Consider the following 20,400-nt stretch of genomic DNA (forward strand, 5'->3'; position numbering starts at 1 on the left):
ACTGTTGGTTATTTTTTTTCTGAAAAAGCGGCAATGGTTTTGTACTTTCCTTTTTTATAGACATTAACAATAAAATTGAAAATATACTTTCTAAATACAATACCTAAAACGCCACTTAAAGCTATTGTAATAAGTCCTGCATTAAAGCCAATAAGCTTATATGGTATGTAAAACAAAATCATTGGTAAAAACACTTTTGGTAAACTAATTAATAACTGAACAGGATTAAACCCATTAGTATTACTAAACGCCTTCGCTTTAACATTAAGCTCTATTGGTACTCTGTTAAGCGCACCTCCAAATAATGTAATAAATGAGTTTAAACCTACATTAAACACTGCTCCTGCAGCAATCATGGCATAAATATCCCATCCAAAATAAATGTAAGGTGTTGCTAAAATAAAAGAGATAATTACTGCAAAAACCATTAAATACCACTTAGACTCTAAATATTGCTTGTATGGTATATTTTGGCTCATTAGCATTTTATAATACTCGCTATCCCAAGATGGTACTAATTGACCAAATGAAATTAAAAACCCACCTGTTATAAACATAGATGCAAAAGCTAAAAGCGCAGGCATTTCTCTGTAAGTATCTTGTGTGAAGAAAAATAAGCCATAGAATAAAAACATAAACGACATCATCATTACTTGTTTTGGTCTTACATTTCTCCAAATTAGCTTCACATCATTTTTAATAAAAGGTGCAACACTTCCAAAACGATTAAGCCAAGATAAATCTGTTGCATTTACTTCTTTTACTTTTTTAGAAACAGCATCGTCTAAATAAAATCCTTTTTTAATAAAATTAAATGTGGCTTTATAAAGTAAAACTAAAATTCCTATTGGTAAAATTGCAATGTATGGGTTGTTATATAAGACATTGAACGCGTTACCAATAGGTTCCGATATTTTAAAAATATTGTAATATTCTAATCCTACAAACACGGCTAAAACAGTTAGTATACTATAGAAAACGACATTGTTTTTATTCACTAAAAAATTAGTAAAATTTAAACATAGCGTTATGGCCACAACCGAAACAAACCAGCCTAAAACATTAAGCACAGGATAGCCATGAAATAACATAACAATGCTAAATGGTATAAAAATAAAGAGTGGTAAAATATTAAAGAATGAAATACTCGTTTTACCAAGTAAAAAATGAATAACAGTACTTCTTTTTATAGGGATTACCATTAGCGGTTTTACGTTCATTACCGGTAATTGTTGCATAAAGTAACGGAAGAGCAAATCGAACAAAAACCAAAATATAAGAAACTTATTAACCGTTTCTATTGGGTCTACATCTGGTATTGCTTTTTTAGCAATAAAAAAGACACCTGCTCCAAAGGCTAAAGCTATACCTCCAAAATAAAGCACTATAAAGGCCATTAAAATTTTGATAGCAAGACCTTTTTTAAAGTAAGAAGCACGACGAAACTGCTTCCACTCTAAACTTAGAAATTTTTTAAACATAGTTTATGGTTTGGTTTAATAGATAAGTATCAAAAATATAGAAATTGTTACAAAGAAAATTCTGGATAGGTTTCATTTATTAGCTCCTCTGCTTTTCCTGGCAGTAATTCTAAGCTTATATAGCTTATTAAAACTAAGAAAGTAAAAATACTTGCAACTGACAATACTATATAATTATTATCTGAAAAACCATCAGAGACATTAAAGACATTATGAAGCTGTAATAATAAAAAGAAAGATGAACCACTGGCTTGTCTAAAAATCATTTCTTCTAACATCCATTTTTTATCGGAAACTTCTTTTCTTTTTTTAAATTGTCTTTTTAAATGCACACCCTTATAACCACTCCAAACAGCAATTAAAATATAGAATCCAAAAACAAAGTATATGGCATAATCTGTTGTAAAAGCTAAATAAAACGCTAAAAACATGGTAATGGTTATTACAATTTGAGGTAATGCAAACCATTTTTTAAGTTCTGTCCACAAATAGCGCATATACCTTTTATTCATAGCCTTTTGCTTTTGTTCGATTGGTTCCATAAACCCAAAAATACCGAATTTTTTAAAGGCTTTAGTTTTGGCGTCTTCAAAAGATAATTGTGGTTGTTCTTCCCACATAGCTTCAATATCGTTTGCTAAATGATCTACAAGTTCTGTTTGTAAATCATAATATACTACATAGTGCTTTCTTGTAAAAGCGTATAGGTCTTGTATTTCAAGTTTGTTTAATTTCATATTAGTTATGCAATAGATTTATATTGTAATACATACTCATTACTTTAATTGTAACTTTTACAAACACGTAAATTAAGGTAATACACAATGCAAATAATGCAGTAACAAACAGACTGTTTAAACTTTCTATTCTTGACTGAGTAATAATTGAGATCATATGTAAAAATTGAAATAAAATATAGTACATAAAACCTAATCTTTCTACACCAGAAAACCTTGAAAGATTAAATGCTTTTGAACCAATAAAATAAACTACCCCAATAATTGATACTGAAAACACAGGAACAGCAAATAGATATTTAGGTGATATTATAATAGAACCCACCAAATAGTTGTTTAATAAAAACACAAGTAATAGGAAGACAATTAATGTTTTAAAACAAACCAATTCTTTGAATATCAATTTTGAATTCCTACTTACTACAGAATTAATATATTTCTTATTATCACTTAACAAATCGGCTTTATTTTCAACCATATATACTTTAAAGACATCATAAAATGAAGATTCATTATCAGCATCCATTCTATTTTCAATCTCCGATGCTACGTGATCCGTCATTTCCATACGAATATCTGCATAAACAATATCTGAGTTATCTAAATAATTATCAATAAACTGTAAATGTTCTTTCTTTAGTTTTTCCATTATTCTAAATTAAATTTAGGATTAACCAACGCTTGCATAGTAGCAATATAGCTTGCTAACTCTTCTAATTTATTTGCTGTTTCTTTAGTTCCGTTTTCTGTTAACTTATAATATTTTCGTAAACGGTTATCTACTTTTTTAACCTCAACATCTAGCAAACCTTCGGCTTCAAGTTTATGCAACGCAGGATACAATGCACCTTCGGTTATTTTTAATTCACCTTTAGTTAACTCCTTAACTTTTTGAGTGATTTCGTACCCATACATTTTATCACTTTCGGTTAAAAGCTTTAAAATAATGGTAGTTAAACTGCCTTTGTATAATTTAGAATTACTCATAATCAAATATACATAATTTTCTTATGCATGTAAAACTTAGGTATTATTTTTTCCTTAATTGATTTTAATTGGTTTCAAGCTTCACTATTTTTACAAAAAATAAACACATGTCACATTTTCATAAATTATCAATAAAGAATATAACACGTCAAACAGAGCAATGTGTGACGTTAAGTTTTAATATTCCTGAAGATTTAAAACAGACGTTTAGCTTTACTGCTGGACAATACATTACACTTAAAGCTACAATAAATGAAAAAGAAGTACGTAGAGACTATTCTTTATGTTCATCGCCAAAAAGTGGAGACATTACTGTAGCGGTTAAAGAAGTTGAAAACGGTACATTTTCTAAATATGCAAATAACACTTTAAAAGAAGGAGATGTTTTAGAGGTTGCAGCACCTCAAGGTCGCTTTACTTTTACTCCAGACAGCTCAAAAACTAGAACAATAGCTGCATTTGCTGCTGGTAGTGGTATTACTCCAGTATTAAGTATTGCTAAAGCCGTTTTGGAAGAAGAACCAAACAGTACATTTGTATTGGTTTATGGCAACAAAACGACTAAAGACACTATCTTTTTTGATGAAATACTAAAACTTCATCACGAATACAAAGCACGTTTTGATACTAAATTTGTGTTTAGTCAGTCTCAAGAAGAAGACGCCTTATTTGGTCGTATAGAAAAGAGTACAGTTAATCTTATTGTAAAAAACAAATACAAGCATACTACTATAGATGCTTTTTACCTTTGTGGCCCAGAAGCCATGATACATACAGTAAAAGATGTTTTAACTGAAAACAATGTTGCTAAAGACAAAGTACTATTCGAGCTTTTTAAAGTTGCAAAAACAGAGCAAGCAATAGAAAACACTGTAAACACTGGAGAGACAGAAATAAAGGTAATAGTAGACGATGAAGAAGCAACCTTTATTATGCCTCAATCTCAAACTATTTTAGAAGCTGCCTTAGACAAAGACTTAGATGCTCCTTACTCTTGCCAAGGTGGTATTTGTAGTAGTTGTATTGCTAGAGTTACAGAAGGAGAAGCAACTATGAGACAAAACAATATTTTAACAGACAATGAGGTAGCAGAAGGCTTAATTTTAACTTGTCAAGCACAACCTGTAAGCTCTAAAATTGTCGTAGATTATGATGACGTTTAATAGAAAAACGTTAAAAACAGTATTTTACCTTGTTTTTTATTCATTTTATCGAAATACCGAATAATAAAATTATTATAATAGAATTATCCCGACAAACTACATAGATTTGTAGCAGGTTGTAACGCTAAAATTTGTTAGTTTAAGGGATAAAACAGTAGATATATTTAAAACGTTATAAAACCTATAAGTCTCACTTTTTTAAGTGAGGCTTTTTTTTTTACAACACAGATTCTATTTTCTTTATTACAGTTTCTGGAGCAATTGTCCTTGCAGCTTCTTTATAATTTTCCGGATACTTATTACCATAAATAGACGTAGGGATTAATGGAAACTGAACTCTATTTGCCAATAGATTATAGCTTTCGTTTTGATTAAATGGTGCAAATCCAGCATAAGGATGTGTAACATTCCATATCGTAATTACCTTTCTACCTAGCATTGCTGCAATATGTGCATTACCAGAATCCATAGATAACATAACATCTAAATTAGAAATAACATTTAGCTCTTGATCTAAAGACAGTTTTCCTGCTAGATTAATAACATTATCATATTTATTTTGGAGGGTATTTAAAGTTTCAACTTCTTTTTTACCGCCTCCAAACAATACAACTTTATGCGTTTTAGATAATATTGCAATAACACGCTCTAACAAATCTAAAGGATACATTTTAGACTGATATTGTGCAAAAGGAGCTATACCAATCCAGTTTTTAATATCTTTCCCTAAGAGCTCTTGTGTGCTTTGGTCTAATTTAGCTTGCTCAGGAAAACTAGGATTAGAAAGATTGATAGTATAGCCTAAATTCCTAAAAACATCTGCATAACGTTCGTGAGTGGTTTTAAGTTGCTCAAATTTATGGCCTTCAACTAAAGCTTTCTTTTCTTCTCGTCCTTTATTAATTTGCTTAAAGGTTTTTCCGAAGAAAAAAAACTTAAGAACCTTTGTTCTTAGAACGTTATGTAAATCTGCAACTTGATCTACACCTAAAATCTTCAACTCTTTAGACAGTTTATATAATCCTAAAAAGCCTTTATGCCTTCCTTTTAAATCTGCAGAGAAAACAGTAACGTTTTCTAAGTCTCTAAAAAAAGGTTTAAAGAATTCTCGTGTTAAAACAGTAAGTTTAATATTAGGGTGTTGTTGAGAAAAAGCACGTAAAACAGGAACAGACATTGCAACATCACCCATTGCAGAGAGTCTAATTACTAAAATATGTTTTTGTTTGGGCATAGCCTTGTTGTCTTTTTATTTAAAATTTAAGCTGTAAAATTAAAATACTCCTTTCTTTAAATTAAAGGAAAGGAGTATTTATAAAGTTAGAGAAAGCAATAAGACTACTTTAATCCTCTTAGTACAGGATTAAGCTCATCGTCATTATACATTTTCATTTGCTTATATACTTTCATGTATTTATCACCATTACTTATATCTTCTAATAATGTATCTATAGCTGTAGATAAATCTACGCGCTGTTCTAATAAAATATCAAGTTTTGTTTGGCATGCAGCTCTATGCGCATCGGTTGCATCTTCTCTAGTTGCTTCCTCTTCCATGTGGTATACTTTAAGCGCTAAAATAGAAAGTCTATCGACTCCCCAAGCTGGGCTTTCTGTATTAATAGTTGCATTCTCTTTTGATGTAACGTCACTGTATTTTTCTAAAAAATAACTATCAATATACTCTACCATATCTGTTCTGTCTTGGTTAGAAGCATCAATCTTACGCTTTAACGTTAAGGCAGCAACTGGATCTATTTGTGGATCACGAATAATATCTTCATAATGCCATTGTACAGTATCTATCCAACATTTTCTATATAACAAATGCTCTAATAAATCTGTTTTATCATATTTATTAGTAAACGGCTGGTCTACAGTATTTATTTTATGGTATGTTGCTATTACATCTTGAAAAATAGCATTCGCTTTATTTGAAAACATATTGATTTATTTTTATGACTGTAAAATTACGCATAAATATTTAACTTTACCATTCAATACTTATATTCAAAACAATGCATATTCACAATTTATCTGAAGAAAATTCAATTTTAAATACTTTTGTTTCCGAATTACGAGACGTAAACGTTCAAAAAGACAGTATGCGTTTTAGACGAAATATAGAGCGTATAGGTGAAGTTTTAAGCTATGAAATAAGTAAATCTTTAAGTTATAAAACACAACAAATAACCACGCCTTTAGCAGAAACTGAAGTACAAGCTATTGAAAACGAAATAGTATTGTGTTCTATTTTAAGAGCAGGAGTTCCTTTACATAATGGTTTATTAAACTATTTTGACAAAGCCGAAAACGCTTTTATTTCTGCTTACAGACATCATTTAGAAAACCCAGAATCATTTGAAATTATTGTAGAATATCTTGCTTGTCCAGACTTAGAAGGTAAAACACTAATTCTTGCAGATCCAATGGTAGCAACAGGACAATCTTTACTTGCCACTTTTGAAGCCTTAAAACCATTTGGAACACCCAATGAAATACACTTAGCAGCGGTAGTTGGCGCGCAAGAAGGCATAGATTTTATTGCTGAAAATTTTCCAGAAAACACACATTTATGGATTGCAACAATAGATAAAGACCTTAATGATAAAGGATATATTGTACCTGGATTGGGTGATGCAGGTGATTTAGCTTTTGGTGTTAAACTACAGCATTAATAACACCAATGGAATTACCAAAAGCAAAAGTACAAACAACGTTTTAAACCATTTTTCCTCAATGGTTTCTATGTAGTTTGATATAATAATAGCTAATGGAGCGAACAAGAATAAAAATTCACTTCCATTCTTTTTTGGAGCAATAATTACTAAAGTTGTTGCAATTAAAAAAGCTACAAATACAATCTTGTATGCTGCTCTATAGGTTTTCATTTTCTTGTTAATGTCTCTTAAATAAAAAATGGAAGCCCATAAACCAAAAGATAAAAACATGGTTATAGCAACAATAAATTGTACAGAATTATAGGCATTAAAGTTAAATCCAACTGATGTATTAATATTTAACAAAGAGCCAAAATCGTCGTTTACAACTATAGAAAGACCTATAGATATTATGGTTATTGTAAGTAAACCTACAAATGGTACAATCCATTTTTTGACATCAGATTCTGCGTAAAATAATAATGCAATAAAAATTAATATAAAAAAGAGGAGCGACCAAAAGTAAAACAGACTTGCAAAACCAATTAAAAAGCTAGCATCAAATAGTTTTTTTATGTGTTCGTTTTGTGTTCTTAAACTAATAATTCTTCTAAAAGCTAGAAGTATTAAAAAATTAGATAAGATAATTTCCCAATCTAAAAACACCTGTGGAACAGCTAGTAAAAATAGGCTAAAGAGCAATAATTCTGCATTACCTTTTTGAGATAACGAGTTTTTAGCAACTATAAAATCTACTAATAAAACGGATAAAAAACAGCATAAAAAAACAGCTGCTAATTTAGAAACCGACACTACATTAAAAGTAAAAATAGAGTACTTATATATCGCTACAAATAAAGCTAATAAGGACAGTAAAAAAACAATTAAAAAATTAATTGGTTTAGATTTACTAAAAAAACTTGTTATCATTATCGGTTTTTGTATTTTTGTCTTTTAAATATACTACTATTCTTATGAAAGATTTATTTTACGCTCTACAGGACTTTTTTGTAAATGTTGCATTTGCACCTTTAGACGCACTTAGAGCACTAGAGCTAGAAAACTGGTTTCTTGCAAATGGCATTAACTGGTTCTTTATGATTATATGTGCAGTAGCAATGGTTTACTGGATGTTACAACTAAAGAAATTTGACAGCAACAACGAAGAAGATAAAAGTATCTCTTCGCATTCTTTTTTATAGAAACTAATTTATTTAGTTTATAAATCGAAACCAATATCTTTTCGATAATTCATCTTATCAAAGTGTAGTTTTTCTATATTTTGATAAGATTTTTTTATGGCCTCTTGGTACGTTTCACCGTAACTAGTAATTGCCATAACACGTCCTCCAGAGGTTACAACCTTATTATCTTTAAGTTGTGCTCCTGCATGAAAAGCAATAGAACCTTCTATATTTTCTATACCAGAAATTTCTTTTCCTTTCTCGTAGGCTTCAGGATAACCACCAGACACTAGCATAACTGTTGTAGCAGCACGCTCGTCTATTTCTATATTAATTTTGTCTAAAGTTTGGTTAGCAACAGCCTGAAAAACTTCAACTAAATCATTTTTTAAACGTGGTAATACTACTTCCGTTTCTGGATCACCTAAACGCACATTGTATTCTATAACAAAAGGATCGTCTCCAACTTTTATTAAACCAATAAACACAAAACCTTTATAAGGTAAGTTATCCTTTTGAAAACCGTTAATTGTTGGAATAACAACACGCTCTTTTATCTTAGACATAAAAACATCGTCTGCAAAAGGCACAGGAGAAATAGCTCCCATTCCACCAGTATTTAAACCAGTATCTCCTTCTCCAATGCGTTTATAATCTTTAGCAGTAGGTAAAATTTTATAGTTTTTACCATCTGTTAATACAAAACAGCTTAATTCTATACCATCTAAAAACTCTTCGATAACAACTTTTGTACTCGCGTCACCAAATTTTGCATCTACAAGCATAGCTTTTAACTCTGCTTTAGCTTCGTTTATATCTTCTAATATTACAACTCCTTTTCCTGCAGCTAATCCATCGGCTTTTAATACGTATGGAGGATTTAGCGTTTCTAAAAAAGCATAACCTTCTTCTACAGTACTTGCATTAAAACTTTGGTAAGCAGCAGTAGGGATGTTGTGTCTAAATAAAAACTCTTTAGCAAACTCTTTACTACCTTCTAGTTCTGCAGCAGCTTTTTGCGGCCCAATAACGGCAACATTTTTAAGCGCTTCGTCTTCTAAAAAGAAATCATGAATACCTAGTACCAAAGGATCTTCTGGCCCAACAATAACCATAGTAATGTGGTTATTTAATACTACTTCTTTAATGGCTTGAAAATCTGTTACACCTACAGGAACGTTAGTTGCAATTGCAGCTGTACCTGAGTTTCCAGGTGCTACATATAAATTGCGACATTTGTTACTTTGTGCAAGTTTCCAAGCGATTGTGTGTTCTCTTCCTCCAGAACCTAGTATTAAAATATTCATAGTTGTAGTTGTTTGTACAAAAATACTGTTTTGAATTAAAAAAAGCATCTCAAATTTAGTTTTTCAATTGAAATCTACCTTCCTTTAAAAAGGAACGGATATTAAATAATATTTCTTTAATTTACATTTCTATTATTTGAAACTATTACAATTGAATCTATTTGATCTTTCTTTAAAACTAAAAGGCTTTCCTATTAAAAAAGCGAAGCTGGCTTTAGAAAATATTAAAGCTTTAAACGCCAAAGATAAAGAGCAATATGTTCTTAATAAAAGAGCCAAAATTGTAGAGTATCACTTAGAACATAATCCGTTTTACAAATCGTTTGTTAGTAATGCAAACGCTAAAGATTGGAATAGTATTCCTGTTCTAACTAAACGTAATTTACAACAGCCTTTAAAAAATAGAATTTCCAAAGGCTATTCAGAAAAAAATTGTCAGATTAATAATACTTCAGGCTCTTCTGGCTACCCACTATCTTTTGCTAAAGATCAATTTTGCCATGCTTTATCTTGGTCTATATTTATGGATAGATACAGTTGGCATAATTTAGATTTAAACACCTCTAAACAAGCTCGTTTTTATGGAATTCCGTTAGATAAAATAAGTTATTATAAAGAGCGCTTAAAAGACAAACTTAGTAATAGGTTTCGTTTCTCGGTTTTTGATATGAGCGACAAACAGCTTTCTAAAAATGTTAAATTATTTAGCGAATCTAATTATGAATATCTATATGGCTACTCTAATGCCTTAAGCCTTTTTGGAAAATATCTAGAAAGAGAAAATATTGTTTTAAAAGATAAATGTGAAAGTTTAAAAGCGTGTATTGCTACTTCTGAAACTTTATTTGAAAATGATAAAAAACTGCTGGAAAAACAATTTGGAGTTCCTGTAATTAACGAGTATGGCTGTGCAGAATTAGGCCTAATAGCGTTTCAAAATAAAAAAGATGAATGGTTAATAAATAATGATGATTTATTTGTTGAAATTTTAGACGAAAACAATATTATTTTGCCTCTTGGAGAGCAAGGTCGTATAGTAATTACAGCACTCTACAATAAAGCGCATCCTTTTATTCGCTACGATATAGGTGATATTGGTACATTGTCTAAGCAAAGCACTTTAAGTAAACCTATTTTAGAATCTTTAGCAGGAAGAACTAACGATACTTTAAATTTACCTAGTGGAAAAACTGCAGCAGGTTTTACTATGTACTACGTAACAAAAACTGTTATTGAAGATGCTTCGAAAATAAAAGAATTTATGTTAGAGCAATTTAAACTCGATACGTTTAAAGTAAGTTATGTTGCCGAAGAAGCGCTTACAGAAGCTCAAAAAGCAACTGTTAAAAAAGCTTTAGACGATTATTTAGAACCAGGTTTAAATGTCTCTTTTGAAAGAAAGGATAGCTTAGAACGGACAAAAAGCGGAAAAGTAAAGCAGTTTATTTCTTACGTAAAGTAATTGTTTGCTTCTTTTTTACAAAAAAGTGTTCCCAAAGAAATATAAGCATACTGTAGATTGCTTTTAAAGTAGAAAAACCCAAACCTTTTTTATAAACCCAATAGTTATGCTTTAATAAAGCAATCTTATTTGAAGACATCGCGTTTTTATGAACACGATAAAAAGCTAAAGATTCTTGTACACTTTTAGCTGGTTTTCCTGAAGCTTTTATAGCATTTAACCATAATAGCCAATCTTGGCGTTTACGCAGGTTAGGCGATGTAATTTTACCTAGTTTCTTTGCGTTATATATTCCGGTTAAATTACCAATGTAATTGCTTTTTAAATATTTTTTGTATGATAAAATCGGTAATGCCTTTACCAATTTATTAAGAGGTTTTCCAAATTCGTCTATTTGCTCGTAACTGCAAAAACAAACATCGCAATCTTGATTTTGCATGAATGCTATTTGTTTGTCTAGTTTTTCGGGTTTCCAAAGATCGTCCGCATCTAAAAAAGCGATATAATCGCCTTTTGCTGCCATTATTCCTTTATTTCTAGATATTGCTGCTCCTTGATTTGTTTCGTTTGTAATAAGCTTAATATTCTCATTTTTAAATATGAAATCATTTACAATACTAATAGTATTATCTGTAGAAAAATCGTCTATTAAAAGCAACTCCCAATTCGTGTAGGTTTGGTTTAATATTGATTTAATGGTTTCGCCAATAAATGCTTCGGAATTATAAAGTGGAGTAATTATTGAGACGAGTGCTTTCATATGTTTATTTTATTTTTTTAAATTGTCACATGTTGTTCGCTATTAATAATCTCTTATGGGTATACCTTTTTTAACATGCTCGTTTCAAAATTAATAGGCTTTTTTTTCTCCTTTAAAAATATTTAAAGCAGTTTGAATAATAATTTTAAGATCTAATAATATCGACCAATTTTCAATATAAAAATTATCGAATTTAATACGGTTTATTATGTCTTCGTCATTCTTAATCTCTCCTCTATAGCCTTTTATTTGAGCAAGACCTGTAACACCTGGTTTAACATGGTGGCGGAAAATAAAATTATACTTATCTATTTTTTTTGAGTATTCTTCGGTATAAGAAAGCATGTGTGGTCTTGGCCCAACGACAGACATATCTCCAAATAGCACATTAACAAATTGAGGTAACTCGTCTATACTTGTTTTACGTAAAAACTTACCTATTTTGGTAACGCGTGTATCGTTTTGCTGTACATAAGTTCCTTTTACTTCTTTAATTGTTTTTAAAGATCTAAACTTATAACAATTAAACTCTTTATAGTTAATGCCGTTACGTTTATGTTTATAAAATAATGGCCCTTTAGACTCCAATTTTATTAAAATAAATAGAATAACAGAAACCCAAGATAAGAGAAAAACAATAATAAATATTGAAAAAAAAACATCGAAAGTGCGCTTAACTAATTTATTAAAATCATGATTTAAAGCTACTTCTTCTATCGATAATACAGGAAGATAATTATAAAAGTCTGTCTTTAGTCGCTTAGAAAAAAGCTTTTTAGTTTCTGGTATAAATTTAATATTACAATGATGAATATTAGCATATTTTACAAAATCGTTTACTTGATTTTCTGAAAGCTCATCCATAGCACAGTAAATTTCGTCGATACCACTATTCTCTTCTAGAAATTTAAAACTTTCTTTTATATCTCCAGTAATACCTTTTGATTTAACGTTACTAAATCTAGCTAATAGTTTATACCCTAATTCCTTTTTATTATTAAATATCGATTTTAATTCATTTGCTCCATCGGTGTCACCAATAATAATAACACGACGAACGTTTCCTTTTAGTTTTAATCGATAAGCTTTAAGCAAGTAATAGCTTAGAAGCTTAACAAAACCAATAATTGCAAAAGTAAATACTAAATATTTAAAGGTTACAAAAGCTTGGATATTAACACTTCTAAAAGCACCAATAAAAGCATAGACTAAAAACGAAAATATTAAAAATTGCTTAATTAATAATGATAATATATTCAGTACAGATGTATATCTATAAACATTATAGAAGCTAATAAACGAAGTGGACAAAAGCCAAAAAACAATGCTATATGCTACATATAACAAATGCTTGTTGTTAAAAACTGTAGAAGAAAAAAAATGAAGATTTTCTTCGTTAAAGTTTAAAAAGTAATATGCAAGAAGATTAACAATAAAGATGTCGAAAGACATCAAAATAGGTCTTATTAACCACGAATATCTTCCGCGTACATATTCCATTTACTATTTATTATTATAGCCTGAAAAGTCTTTATGTTCACTTTTATAAAGCTCATCATCACTCAGGTTTTTAAAATAATCGAAAGTAATTCTCATTCCTTCAGCTCTTCCTACTTTTGGCTCCCAATTCAATATTTTTTTAGCTAGAGAAATATCTGGCTGTCTTTGCATAGGATCGTCTACTGGTAAATCTTTATAAATTACTTTTTGATTTGTACCTGTAAGTTTAATAATCTCTTCGGCAAAGTCTTTTATTGTAATTTCATGTGGGTTTCCAATATTAACCGGATAGCTATAATCGCTTAGAAGCAATCTATAAATACCTTCCACTTGATCGTCTACATAACAAAAAGAACGCGTTTGTAAACCTTTACCAAAAATTGTTAAATCTTCACCACGTAGTGCTTGACCCATAAAAGCAGGTATAACACGACCGTCGTTAAGCCTCATTCTTGGTCCGTAAGTATTAAAAATACGAACAATTCTAGTTTCTATTCCATGAAATCTATGGTAAGCCATAGTGATAGATTCTTGAAAACGTTTAGCTTCATCATACACACCTCTTGGTCCAATGGTATTAACATTACCATAATAATCTTCGGTTTGAGGGTGTACTAATGGATCTCCATAGACTTCTGATGTAGATGCTATAAGCAACCTAGAACCTTTTGCTTTTGCCAAACCTAATAAGTTATGCGTACCTAAAGAACCTACTTTTAGTGTTTGAATTGGTATTTTAAGATAATCTATAGGGCTTGCTGGTGATGCAAAATGTAATATATAATCTACACTACCTTCAATCTCTATAAATTCGGTAATATCATGTTCGATAAAACTAAAATTAGCATGCTCTTGAAGGTGAGCTAGGTTTTTTTTATCTCCAGTAATGTAGTTATCCATACCGATAACTTGATAACCTTCTTTAATAAATTTATCGCATAAATGAGATCCTAAAAAACCTGCTGCTCCTGTTATTAATACTGTTTTTAAACCCATTATCTTCCTATTGATATATATTTAAATCCTTCGTTTTCAATATCTTTTACATCGTATAAGTTCCTACCATCAAAAATAACACTACCATTCATAGCTTCCTTCATCTTATCAACATCAGGAGTTCTAAAAATACTCCATTCTGTACAAATTACTAAAGCATCTGCATTTTCTAAAGCCTCGTACATGCTTTCTTTGTATGTTATTTTATCTCCAAGTCTTCTTTTTACATTTGGCATAGCTTCTGGATCGAAGGCTGTAATGTTTGCTCCAGATTCTAATAAACTATCAATCATATAAAGTGCTGGCGCCTCACGAATATCGTCAGTTTCGGGCTTAAATGCTAATCCCCAAATAGCAATATTTTTTCCTTTTAAGTCATTATTAAAATGTGCTTCAATTTTAGGAATTAAAACCAATTTCTGTCTTGCATTAACATTTATAACCGCATCAAGAATTTGAAAATTATAATTATTCTCTAATCCAGATTTATGAAGTGCTTTTACATCTTTTGGAAAGCATGAACCTCCATAACCTATTCCAGGAAAAAGGAAACGTTTTCCAATTCTAGAATCTGTTCCCATACCTATTCTAACTTTATCGACATCTGCTCCTACTTTTTCACAAAAGTTAGCAATCTCGTTCATAAAAGTAATTTTAGCTGCTAAAAAAGCATTAGAAGCGTACTTAGTAAGCTCTGCAGACTTCTCGTCCATTACAATAATTGGGTTTCCTGATCGCACGTATGGTTTATATAGTTTTTCCATTAATTTAATGGCTTTATCACTACTTGCTCCAACAACAATACGTTCTGGTTTTAAAAAGTCGTCTACAGCGAAACCTTCTCTTAAAAATTCAGGATTAGATACTACATCAAAATCTACAGTTGCATTTTTAGCAATTGCAGCCTCTACTTTTTCTGATGTACCTACTGGAACAGTACTTTTATCGACTATAACTTTATAATCTTTAATTAGTTTTCCAATATCATCGGCTACACCTAAAATATACTTTAAATCGGCAGATCCATCGTCATCCTCTGGGGTTGGCAAGGCTAAAAATATAATATCACCATGCTCTAAACCTTCCTCTAAACTCGTTGAGAATTTTAAACGGTTAGCTTTAATATTTCTTTCGAACAAAACATCCAAGTGCGGCTCGTATATAGGCACTTGACCTTGCTGCATTTGCTTAACTTTATTCTCATCTATATCTATACAAAGGACATCGTTTCCTGTTTCTGCTAGGCATGTTCCTGTAACTAAACCTACGTATCCTGTACCAATTACTGCTATTTTCATTTAAATACTTATTCTATAATATTAAAAAAAACGCTTCATATAAATGAAACGTTTAAAAATGTATTATTTATTATTAAACTATTTTTTTATCCAATCTCTCAAAATCTGAATTCATACTTAAAAACTCAGGCACAATGTCTTTCATTTTAAGCACTATTTCATTTTTACTACCATCTTCTGCAATAGCTGCAAGATCCAGAATTAAATTGTTTACAAACTCATAATCATGGCTTTTAATTTTAGCTATCATTATTTTTTCGTTGTATGTTGGTAATGTTTCCGATTTGTCGTTAAGTAACTCTTCGTATAACTTCTCACCAGGTCTTAAGCCTATAACTTTAATATCTATTTCTTTATAAGGTGTAAACCCAGCTAAACGGATTATTTTTTTAGCCAAATCTATAATTTTCACAGCCTCTCCCATATCAAAGATAAAAACTTCTCCTCCATTTCCCATTGCTCCTGCTTCTATTACTAGTTGACAGGCTTCTGGAATAGTCATAAAATATCTAATAATATCTGGGTGCGTTATTGTTAATGGACCACCTTCTTCAATTTGCTTTTTAAATAATGGTACCACAGATCCATTTGATCCTAAAACGTTACCAAACCTAGTAGTTACATATTGAGTTGTAGATTTGCTATCTGCTTTTAATTTTCCTTGAAGTGCTTGAATATAAATCTCTGCAATACGTTTAGATGCTCCCATAACGTTACTTGGGTTTACAGCTTTATCTGTAGACACCATAACAAATTTTTCGGCACTGTATTTATGTGCCATATCTGCAACGTTTTTAGAGCCAATTACATTTGCAAACACCGCTTGAGATGGGTGTTTTTCCATTAACGGTACATGTTTATATGCGGCAGCATGATAAACAACATCTGGATTATACATTTGAAAAACAGCATCGATTGTGTCTCTATTTCTTACATCTGAAATAACAGCTTCAAAATCTAAATTTGGAAAATTTTGATTTATTTCGTGTTGAATTTTGTATAATGGTGTTTCTGCATTATCTAAAATAAGTAGTTTTTTAGGTTTGTAATTTGCAACTTGTCTTACAATTTCACTACCTATAGATCCTGCTCCTCCAGTAACCAAAATACATTTGTTATAAATTTCTTTAGCAACTAATTTATTGTCTAATTTTATTGGATCTCTTTCAAGAATATCTTCAATTTGAATTTTTTCAATTTGAGTAGATAAGCTTTTATTAGTTTCAATATCTGAAATTAAAGGTGCTCTAAAGACTTTAAAATTATACTCTAGACAGTTATCTACAATTGCAATACTTTCTTCTTTTGTTAGGCTACTATCGGCAAGAATTATAGCTTGTGCACTGTTGGCTCTTAAAGTAACAGCTGCTTTTCTATGCAAGTGAACAATTGGCAGACCTAATATTTCTTTACTTTTATTTTTACCTGCTTTATCGATAAAACCTAATACTTTATAACGTGAAGGTTTTTCTGACTTTAAAGCAGATGCAATTGCTATTGCATTTTCATCTGTTCCAAAAACTAATACATTTAATTGATCCTCTTCTTCCTGATAACTAACATAAGCTTCAAAAACATATTTTACTAATATTCTAAAAAGGAATAATCCACAAAATGAAATTATTGCGTAAACTAAAATTTCTGGCACTAAAAAAACACTCCTCTTAGTAATTAAAAAGTATACGTAATGTATTCCTAGAGTAGTTATTAATGTTGCTGCAGAAGCTAAAAAGAATTTTACAGCATCTATAAATGTTGAGTGCCTAATTAAACCCGCATAGGTTCTAAAAAAGATAAAAAATAGAACATTTACTATTATTACAATTAATTCTTGGCTTGAGGGAAAATATGAAAAATAGAGATTCTTATTTTGTAAATTTCCAATAATTATTTTTGTAACAATTAGGGCTATTAACAATATAGTACTATCGAAACATAGTATTGCCCATCTTGGCAAATAACTTATATTTTTGAAATCTATTTTTTTACGACTAGATTCTAAAACTTGAAAAAGTGCTTGTTTAAGTTTTCTAAACATTTGAGGTATAATTACTACAAAAATACTACATTTTTTTTAAGCTTAACATATTAAACATTCCAATTAATAAAAAAGGAAGAAACATTACTCGCATTCTACTGGCTAAGCCTAGGTTATACATATAGATTGAATAAAACAAAATGCACATTATGGAAAAAAGTAAAGCAAAACGAATATGCTTATCTATTAAACTAAACCTGGGTTTTAGATGATATATTTTATACGCAAAAATCATTAATATGATTGCGAGTACAAAGTTCTCAATTGAAACAAAAAACTGAAATAAGGTTTTAGAATCAAAAAAAAACGGTCGAAATAATACTAACAAAAAGCGCTCAAAATAATTTGAGTTCAACAAATCGATAGAAGAGTTACCGTTGCTACTTGAATAAGTAATTAATTTCTCGAAATTATTTTTAAAGCTTGATAAATTTAAAATATTCAGGAATTTTACTGCTATAATAGTAATTAGTGATAGTAAAAGTAAACTTGCTACTTTATATTCTTTTATTATTACTTTATGATAAATAATTATAATTGATAAAATTATAATTAGAGAGATATAAGGCCTTATTAAAGTAATTATTAGAATTGAAAAAAGTAATTTATAGTTAAAAGGTTTTATACTCCATAATTGTTTTAAAATTATTGCCATTAACGTAAATAAAATAGATTCCTTATATAAAGAAGTTGTCCAAATATGAAGAGAAGGGTAACAGAAAAATATAATTAATAAGAAATGGTAAATGCCTAATTGTTTTCCTTTTTTAAGGAATAAATTTAAATATATAAAGTAACCTTTTAAACTAATTATAGAACAGAGCAAACTAATATCAAAATAATTAAATCCGAATTTAGTCAATGGATATATTATAAATGACATCGATCTTGAGCCAATTTTAAATAAGGCAAACCAATCTGTTGATGTTATAGCTCTGTTATAAAAAACTCTAGTATCTACACCTTTAAGAAACTTGTAATTAATAAAAAAGGCAAATGCATGTATGGCAACAATAGTTAAAAATAAAAATAGGTAATTTTTACTTTTAAAATCCGGATTACGATAACTCGTTTTTAAAACGATACCAAGTAATATTATTACAAATACAATCAATATTTATCTTTTTAATACTAAAGATATTGATTCTTTAATTTGTTCTCTTTCTTTACTAGTTAAATTTGATCCGGATGGTAAACACAAACCATTATTAAACAACTTCTCTGATACTAAGTTACCAAAATACATACTGCTTTTAAAAACTGGTTGTAAATGCATTGGTTTCCATAATGGACGAGACTCTATGTTATCTCCTAATAGTTTTAAACGTATATACTCACTTGAGAATCCTGTTTTTTGTTCATCAATAGTAATACAACTTAACCAATGGTTTGAAAAATAATCTGTTGATGGTTCTACAAATACGTCTATACCCTCAATATTTTTAAATATCTCTATATAAAACTGATTCATCTCTCTACGTAAACCAATATGTTTATCTAAGACCTCCATTTGGCCTCTACCAATTCCGGCTAAAACATTACTCATTCTATAATTAAAACCAATCTCAGAATGTTGATAATGTGGAGCATTATCTCTAGCTTGAGTTGCTAAAAATATTGCTTTTTGCTTAGATTCTTCAGTTTTACAAACCAATGCTCCTCCTCCCGAAGTTGTTATTATTTTGTTTCCATTAAAGGATAACACTCCATAATCTCCAAAAGTTCCACATTTTTGACCTTTATAAGTTGAACCTAATGCTTCAGCAGCATCTTCTATTAGTACAATCTCGTGTTTTTTAGCTATTGCAGAAATTTCATCCATTTTTGCAGGCATACCATATAAATGAACAATAATTATTGCCTTGGGTTTATTACCTTTAGAAATACCTTCTTTTATAGCATTCTCTAAATGTATTGGACACATGTTCCAAGTATCTAATTCACTATCTACAAACACTGGTTTTGCACCTTGGTAAGTTATAGGGTTTGCTGATGCAGAAAAGGTCATACTTTGACAAAGAACCTCATCATTTAGTTTTACATCTGCTAAAACTAATGCTAAGTGTAATGCAGCTGTTCCTGATGACAGGCAAGCAACTTTTGAATCATTACCTAGATATTCTTCTAAATCTTTCTCAAAACCATTTACATTTGGTCCTAAAGGAGCAATCCAATTAGTATCAAAAGCTTCTTGCACGTATTTTTGCTCATTCCCTCCCATATGTGGAGAAGAAAGCCAGATTTTATTTTGCATTAGTTTATTGTTTATTTTTAAAAATTACTACTATTATAGTTCTAATTAATATTTTTATATCTAAGACTATTGATTGGTTGTAAAAATAATACATATTCATTCTTACTTTGTCAGGAAAAATTACTTTATCAATATAATCCTTTTGATTTTCAACATTTCTTAAAAGGTACTCTTCATTATAATATTTTAACGTTGCTAAGCTTGTTATTCCAGGTTTTAAACACATTATCTTTTTATGCTCTACTGATAGTTTATCGTATGCTTTTTCAACATCTGGTCTAGGGCCAACTAAACTCATTTCTCCTTTTAATATATTTATTAACTGAGGTATTTCGTCTAATTTACTTTTTCTAAGCCATCTTCCATAATTTGAAAGCGTATGATTTATTGCATGATATGTTCTTATTTTATAAATGAGAAACTTCTTGCCTTCTTTTCCTATTCTTATTTGCAAAAAAAAGCCATTTGAACTAGTGTCTATGGCGCTAAATATAATAAGCACCAAAAAGAGTGGCGATATAAAAATTAAGCCAATTAAGCTTATAAAAATATCAAACACTCTTTTTACCATTT

At 29.9% G+C, this 20,400-nt stretch carries 19 protein-coding genes; 4 read left to right on the plus strand and 15 right to left on the minus strand.

Annotated elements, in window-relative coordinates; genetic code table 11:
* Positions 1–8 precede the first annotated feature (8 nt).
* From Q0935_RS04890 to Q0935_RS04905, 4 genes are read right to left on the minus strand one after another with little or no spacing between them, the layout of a single operon-like run.
* Entirely contained in the window at positions 9–1,481 is a 1,473-nt protein-coding gene (locus tag Q0935_RS04890) for a DUF5687 family protein (RefSeq protein ID WP_299382893.1), read from the minus strand.
* Positions 1,482–1,528: 47 nt separating this feature from the next.
* Positions 1,529–2,218, minus strand: coding sequence for a hypothetical protein (locus Q0935_RS04895; RefSeq protein WP_299382897.1), 690 nt, complete (start codon positions 2,216–2,218; stop codon positions 1,529–1,531).
* 1 nt (position 2,219) lies between these two features.
* Positions 2,220–2,867 (minus strand): hypothetical protein, encoded by a 648-nt coding sequence (locus tag Q0935_RS04900; RefSeq protein WP_299382900.1) that lies wholly within the window; start codon positions 2,865–2,867, stop codon positions 2,220–2,222.
* Positions 2,867–3,205, minus strand: coding sequence for a PadR family transcriptional regulator (locus Q0935_RS04905; protein WP_299248823.1), 339 nt, complete (start codon positions 3,203–3,205; stop codon positions 2,867–2,869). The genes Q0935_RS04900 and Q0935_RS04905 overlap by 1 nt, the downstream gene beginning before the upstream one ends.
* Positions 3,206–3,312: 107 nt before the next feature.
* Here Q0935_RS04905 and Q0935_RS04910 point away from each other — a divergent pair, with 107 nt between their 5' ends.
* Positions 3,313–4,368, plus strand: a complete 1,056-nt coding sequence (locus Q0935_RS04910) for a ferredoxin--NADP reductase (RefSeq protein ID WP_299382903.1) — start codon at positions 3,313–3,315, stop codon at positions 4,366–4,368.
* 217 nt (positions 4,369–4,585) lie between these two features.
* Here the strand turns inward: Q0935_RS04910 and Q0935_RS04915 are convergent, their stop codons facing one another.
* Complete coding sequence (locus Q0935_RS04915) at positions 4,586–5,602, minus strand: glycosyltransferase family 9 protein (protein ID WP_299382906.1); 1,017 nt, start codon at positions 5,600–5,602, stop codon at positions 4,586–4,588.
* A 104-nt stretch (positions 5,603–5,706) separates the two neighbouring features.
* Entirely contained in the window at positions 5,707–6,312 is a 606-nt protein-coding gene (locus Q0935_RS04920; RefSeq protein WP_299382908.1) for a DUF4254 domain-containing protein, read from the minus strand.
* 74 nt (positions 6,313–6,386) lie between these two features.
* Between Q0935_RS04920 and upp the strand changes: the two genes are divergently transcribed.
* Entirely contained in the window at positions 6,387–7,046 is a 660-nt protein-coding gene (gene upp / locus Q0935_RS04925; RefSeq protein ID WP_299382911.1) for a uracil phosphoribosyltransferase, read from the plus strand.
* Here upp and Q0935_RS04930 read toward each other — a convergent pair.
* Positions 7,035–7,958, minus strand: a complete 924-nt coding sequence (locus Q0935_RS04930; protein ID WP_299382913.1) for a DUF6427 family protein — start codon at positions 7,956–7,958, stop codon at positions 7,035–7,037. The genes upp and Q0935_RS04930 overlap by 12 nt on opposite strands.
* A 44-nt stretch (positions 7,959–8,002) precedes the next feature.
* Here Q0935_RS04930 and Q0935_RS04935 point away from each other — a divergent pair, with 44 nt between their 5' ends.
* A complete protein-coding gene (locus tag Q0935_RS04935) occupies positions 8,003–8,230 on the plus strand; it encodes a hypothetical protein (RefSeq protein ID WP_055436236.1) in 228 nt (75 codons plus the stop codon).
* A 17-nt stretch (positions 8,231–8,247) separates the two neighbouring features.
* Here Q0935_RS04935 and purD read toward each other — a convergent pair whose 3' ends face one another.
* Positions 8,248–9,519, minus strand: coding sequence for a phosphoribosylamine--glycine ligase (purD, locus tag Q0935_RS04940; RefSeq protein ID WP_299248796.1), 1,272 nt, complete (start codon positions 9,517–9,519; stop codon positions 8,248–8,250).
* A 136-nt stretch (positions 9,520–9,655) separates the two neighbouring features.
* On the opposite strand from purD, the gene Q0935_RS04945 reads away from it, so the two are divergent.
* The gene (locus Q0935_RS04945; RefSeq protein ID WP_299382916.1) at positions 9,656–10,981 is read left to right on the plus strand and encodes a phenylacetate--CoA ligase family protein; all 1,326 of its coding nucleotides are present in this window, start codon (positions 9,656–9,658) and stop codon (positions 10,979–10,981) included.
* Here the strand turns inward: Q0935_RS04945 and Q0935_RS04950 are convergent.
* From Q0935_RS04950 to Q0935_RS04980, 7 genes are all read right to left on the minus strand, one after another.
* Positions 10,962–11,741, minus strand: coding sequence for a glycosyltransferase family 2 protein (locus Q0935_RS04950; RefSeq protein WP_299382923.1), 780 nt, complete (start codon positions 11,739–11,741; stop codon positions 10,962–10,964). The two genes, Q0935_RS04945 and Q0935_RS04950, sit on opposite strands and share 20 nt — an antisense overlap.
* 90 nt (positions 11,742–11,831) lie before the next feature.
* Positions 11,832–13,241, minus strand: a complete 1,410-nt coding sequence (locus Q0935_RS04955; RefSeq protein ID WP_299382927.1) for an exopolysaccharide biosynthesis polyprenyl glycosylphosphotransferase — start codon at positions 13,239–13,241, stop codon at positions 11,832–11,834.
* 3 nt (positions 13,242–13,244) lie between these two features.
* Positions 13,245–14,237: a UDP-glucuronic acid decarboxylase family protein gene (locus Q0935_RS04960; protein ID WP_299382930.1), complete on the minus strand. Its 993-nt coding sequence runs from the start codon at positions 14,235–14,237 to the stop codon at positions 13,245–13,247.
* Positions 14,237–15,535 carry a UDP-glucose/GDP-mannose dehydrogenase family protein gene (locus tag Q0935_RS04965; RefSeq protein WP_299382933.1) on the minus strand — a complete coding sequence of 433 codons (1,299 nt, stop codon included), beginning with the start codon at positions 15,533–15,535 and terminating at the stop codon, positions 14,237–14,239. Before Q0935_RS04965 ends, Q0935_RS04960 begins: the two co-directional genes overlap by 1 nt.
* 73 nt (positions 15,536–15,608) lie before the next feature.
* On the minus strand, positions 15,609–17,573 hold the full coding sequence (locus Q0935_RS04970; protein ID WP_299382935.1) for a nucleoside-diphosphate sugar epimerase/dehydratase: 1,965 nt from the start codon (positions 17,571–17,573) through the stop codon (positions 15,609–15,611).
* A gap of 1,117 nt (positions 17,574–18,690) precedes the next feature.
* Entirely contained in the window at positions 18,691–19,827 is a 1,137-nt protein-coding gene (locus tag Q0935_RS04975; protein ID WP_299382938.1) for an aminotransferase class I/II-fold pyridoxal phosphate-dependent enzyme, read from the minus strand.
* A 4-nt stretch (positions 19,828–19,831) separates the two neighbouring features.
* Positions 19,832–20,398 carry a sugar transferase gene (locus Q0935_RS04980; RefSeq protein WP_299382941.1) on the minus strand — a complete coding sequence of 189 codons (567 nt, stop codon included), beginning with the start codon at positions 20,396–20,398 and terminating at the stop codon, positions 19,832–19,834.
* Positions 20,399–20,400 lie beyond the last annotated feature (2 nt).

Source organism: uncultured Lacinutrix sp., from assembly GCF_947500605.1.
GTDB lineage: Bacteria > Bacteroidota > Bacteroidia > Flavobacteriales > Flavobacteriaceae > Lacinutrix.

What these genes read in the sequence shown, in the direction of transcription:
- Q0935_RS04960 (WP_299382930.1), bottom strand. Translation starts at nt 14,237, where the DNA reads ATGGGTTTAAAAACAGTATTAATAACAGGAGCAGCAGGTTTTTTAGGA.
- purD (WP_299248796.1), bottom strand. Translation starts at nt 9,519, where the DNA reads ATGAATATTTTAATACTAGGTTCTGGAGGAAGAGAACACACAATCGCT.
- Q0935_RS04900 (WP_299382900.1), bottom strand. Translation starts at nt 2,867, where the DNA reads ATGGAAAAACTAAAGAAAGAACATTTACAGTTTATTGATAATTATTTA.
- Q0935_RS04975 (WP_299382938.1), bottom strand. Translation starts at nt 19,827, where the DNA reads ATGCAAAATAAAATCTGGCTTTCTTCTCCACATATGGGAGGGAATGAG.
- Q0935_RS04980 (WP_299382941.1), bottom strand. Translation starts at nt 20,398, where the DNA reads ATGGTAAAAAGAGTGTTTGATATTTTTATAAGCTTAATTGGCTTAATT.
- Q0935_RS04905 (WP_299248823.1), bottom strand. Translation starts at nt 3,205, where the DNA reads ATGAGTAATTCTAAATTATACAAAGGCAGTTTAACTACCATTATTTTA.
- Q0935_RS04930 (WP_299382913.1), bottom strand. Translation starts at nt 7,958, where the DNA reads ATGATAACAAGTTTTTTTAGTAAATCTAAACCAATTAATTTTTTAATT.
- Q0935_RS04935 (WP_055436236.1), top strand. Translation starts at nt 8,003, where the DNA reads ATGAAAGATTTATTTTACGCTCTACAGGACTTTTTTGTAAATGTTGCA.
- Q0935_RS04965 (WP_299382933.1), bottom strand. Translation starts at nt 15,535, where the DNA reads ATGAAAATAGCAGTAATTGGTACAGGATACGTAGGTTTAGTTACAGGA.
- Q0935_RS04970 (WP_299382935.1), bottom strand. Translation starts at nt 17,573, where the DNA reads ATGTTTAGAAAACTTAAACAAGCACTTTTTCAAGTTTTAGAATCTAGT.
- upp (WP_299382911.1), top strand. Translation starts at nt 6,387, where the DNA reads ATGCATATTCACAATTTATCTGAAGAAAATTCAATTTTAAATACTTTT.
- Q0935_RS04950 (WP_299382923.1), bottom strand. Translation starts at nt 11,741, where the DNA reads ATGAAAGCACTCGTCTCAATAATTACTCCACTTTATAATTCCGAAGCA.
- Q0935_RS04890 (WP_299382893.1), bottom strand. Translation starts at nt 1,481, where the DNA reads ATGTTTAAAAAATTTCTAAGTTTAGAGTGGAAGCAGTTTCGTCGTGCT.
- Q0935_RS04955 (WP_299382927.1), bottom strand. Translation starts at nt 13,241, where the DNA reads ATGGAATATGTACGCGGAAGATATTCGTGGTTAATAAGACCTATTTTG.
- Q0935_RS04910 (WP_299382903.1), top strand. Translation starts at nt 3,313, where the DNA reads ATGTCACATTTTCATAAATTATCAATAAAGAATATAACACGTCAAACA.
- Q0935_RS04920 (WP_299382908.1), bottom strand. Translation starts at nt 6,312, where the DNA reads ATGTTTTCAAATAAAGCGAATGCTATTTTTCAAGATGTAATAGCAACA.
- Q0935_RS04915 (WP_299382906.1), bottom strand. Translation starts at nt 5,602, where the DNA reads ATGCCCAAACAAAAACATATTTTAGTAATTAGACTCTCTGCAATGGGT.
- Q0935_RS04895 (WP_299382897.1), bottom strand. Translation starts at nt 2,218, where the DNA reads ATGAAATTAAACAAACTTGAAATACAAGACCTATACGCTTTTACAAGA.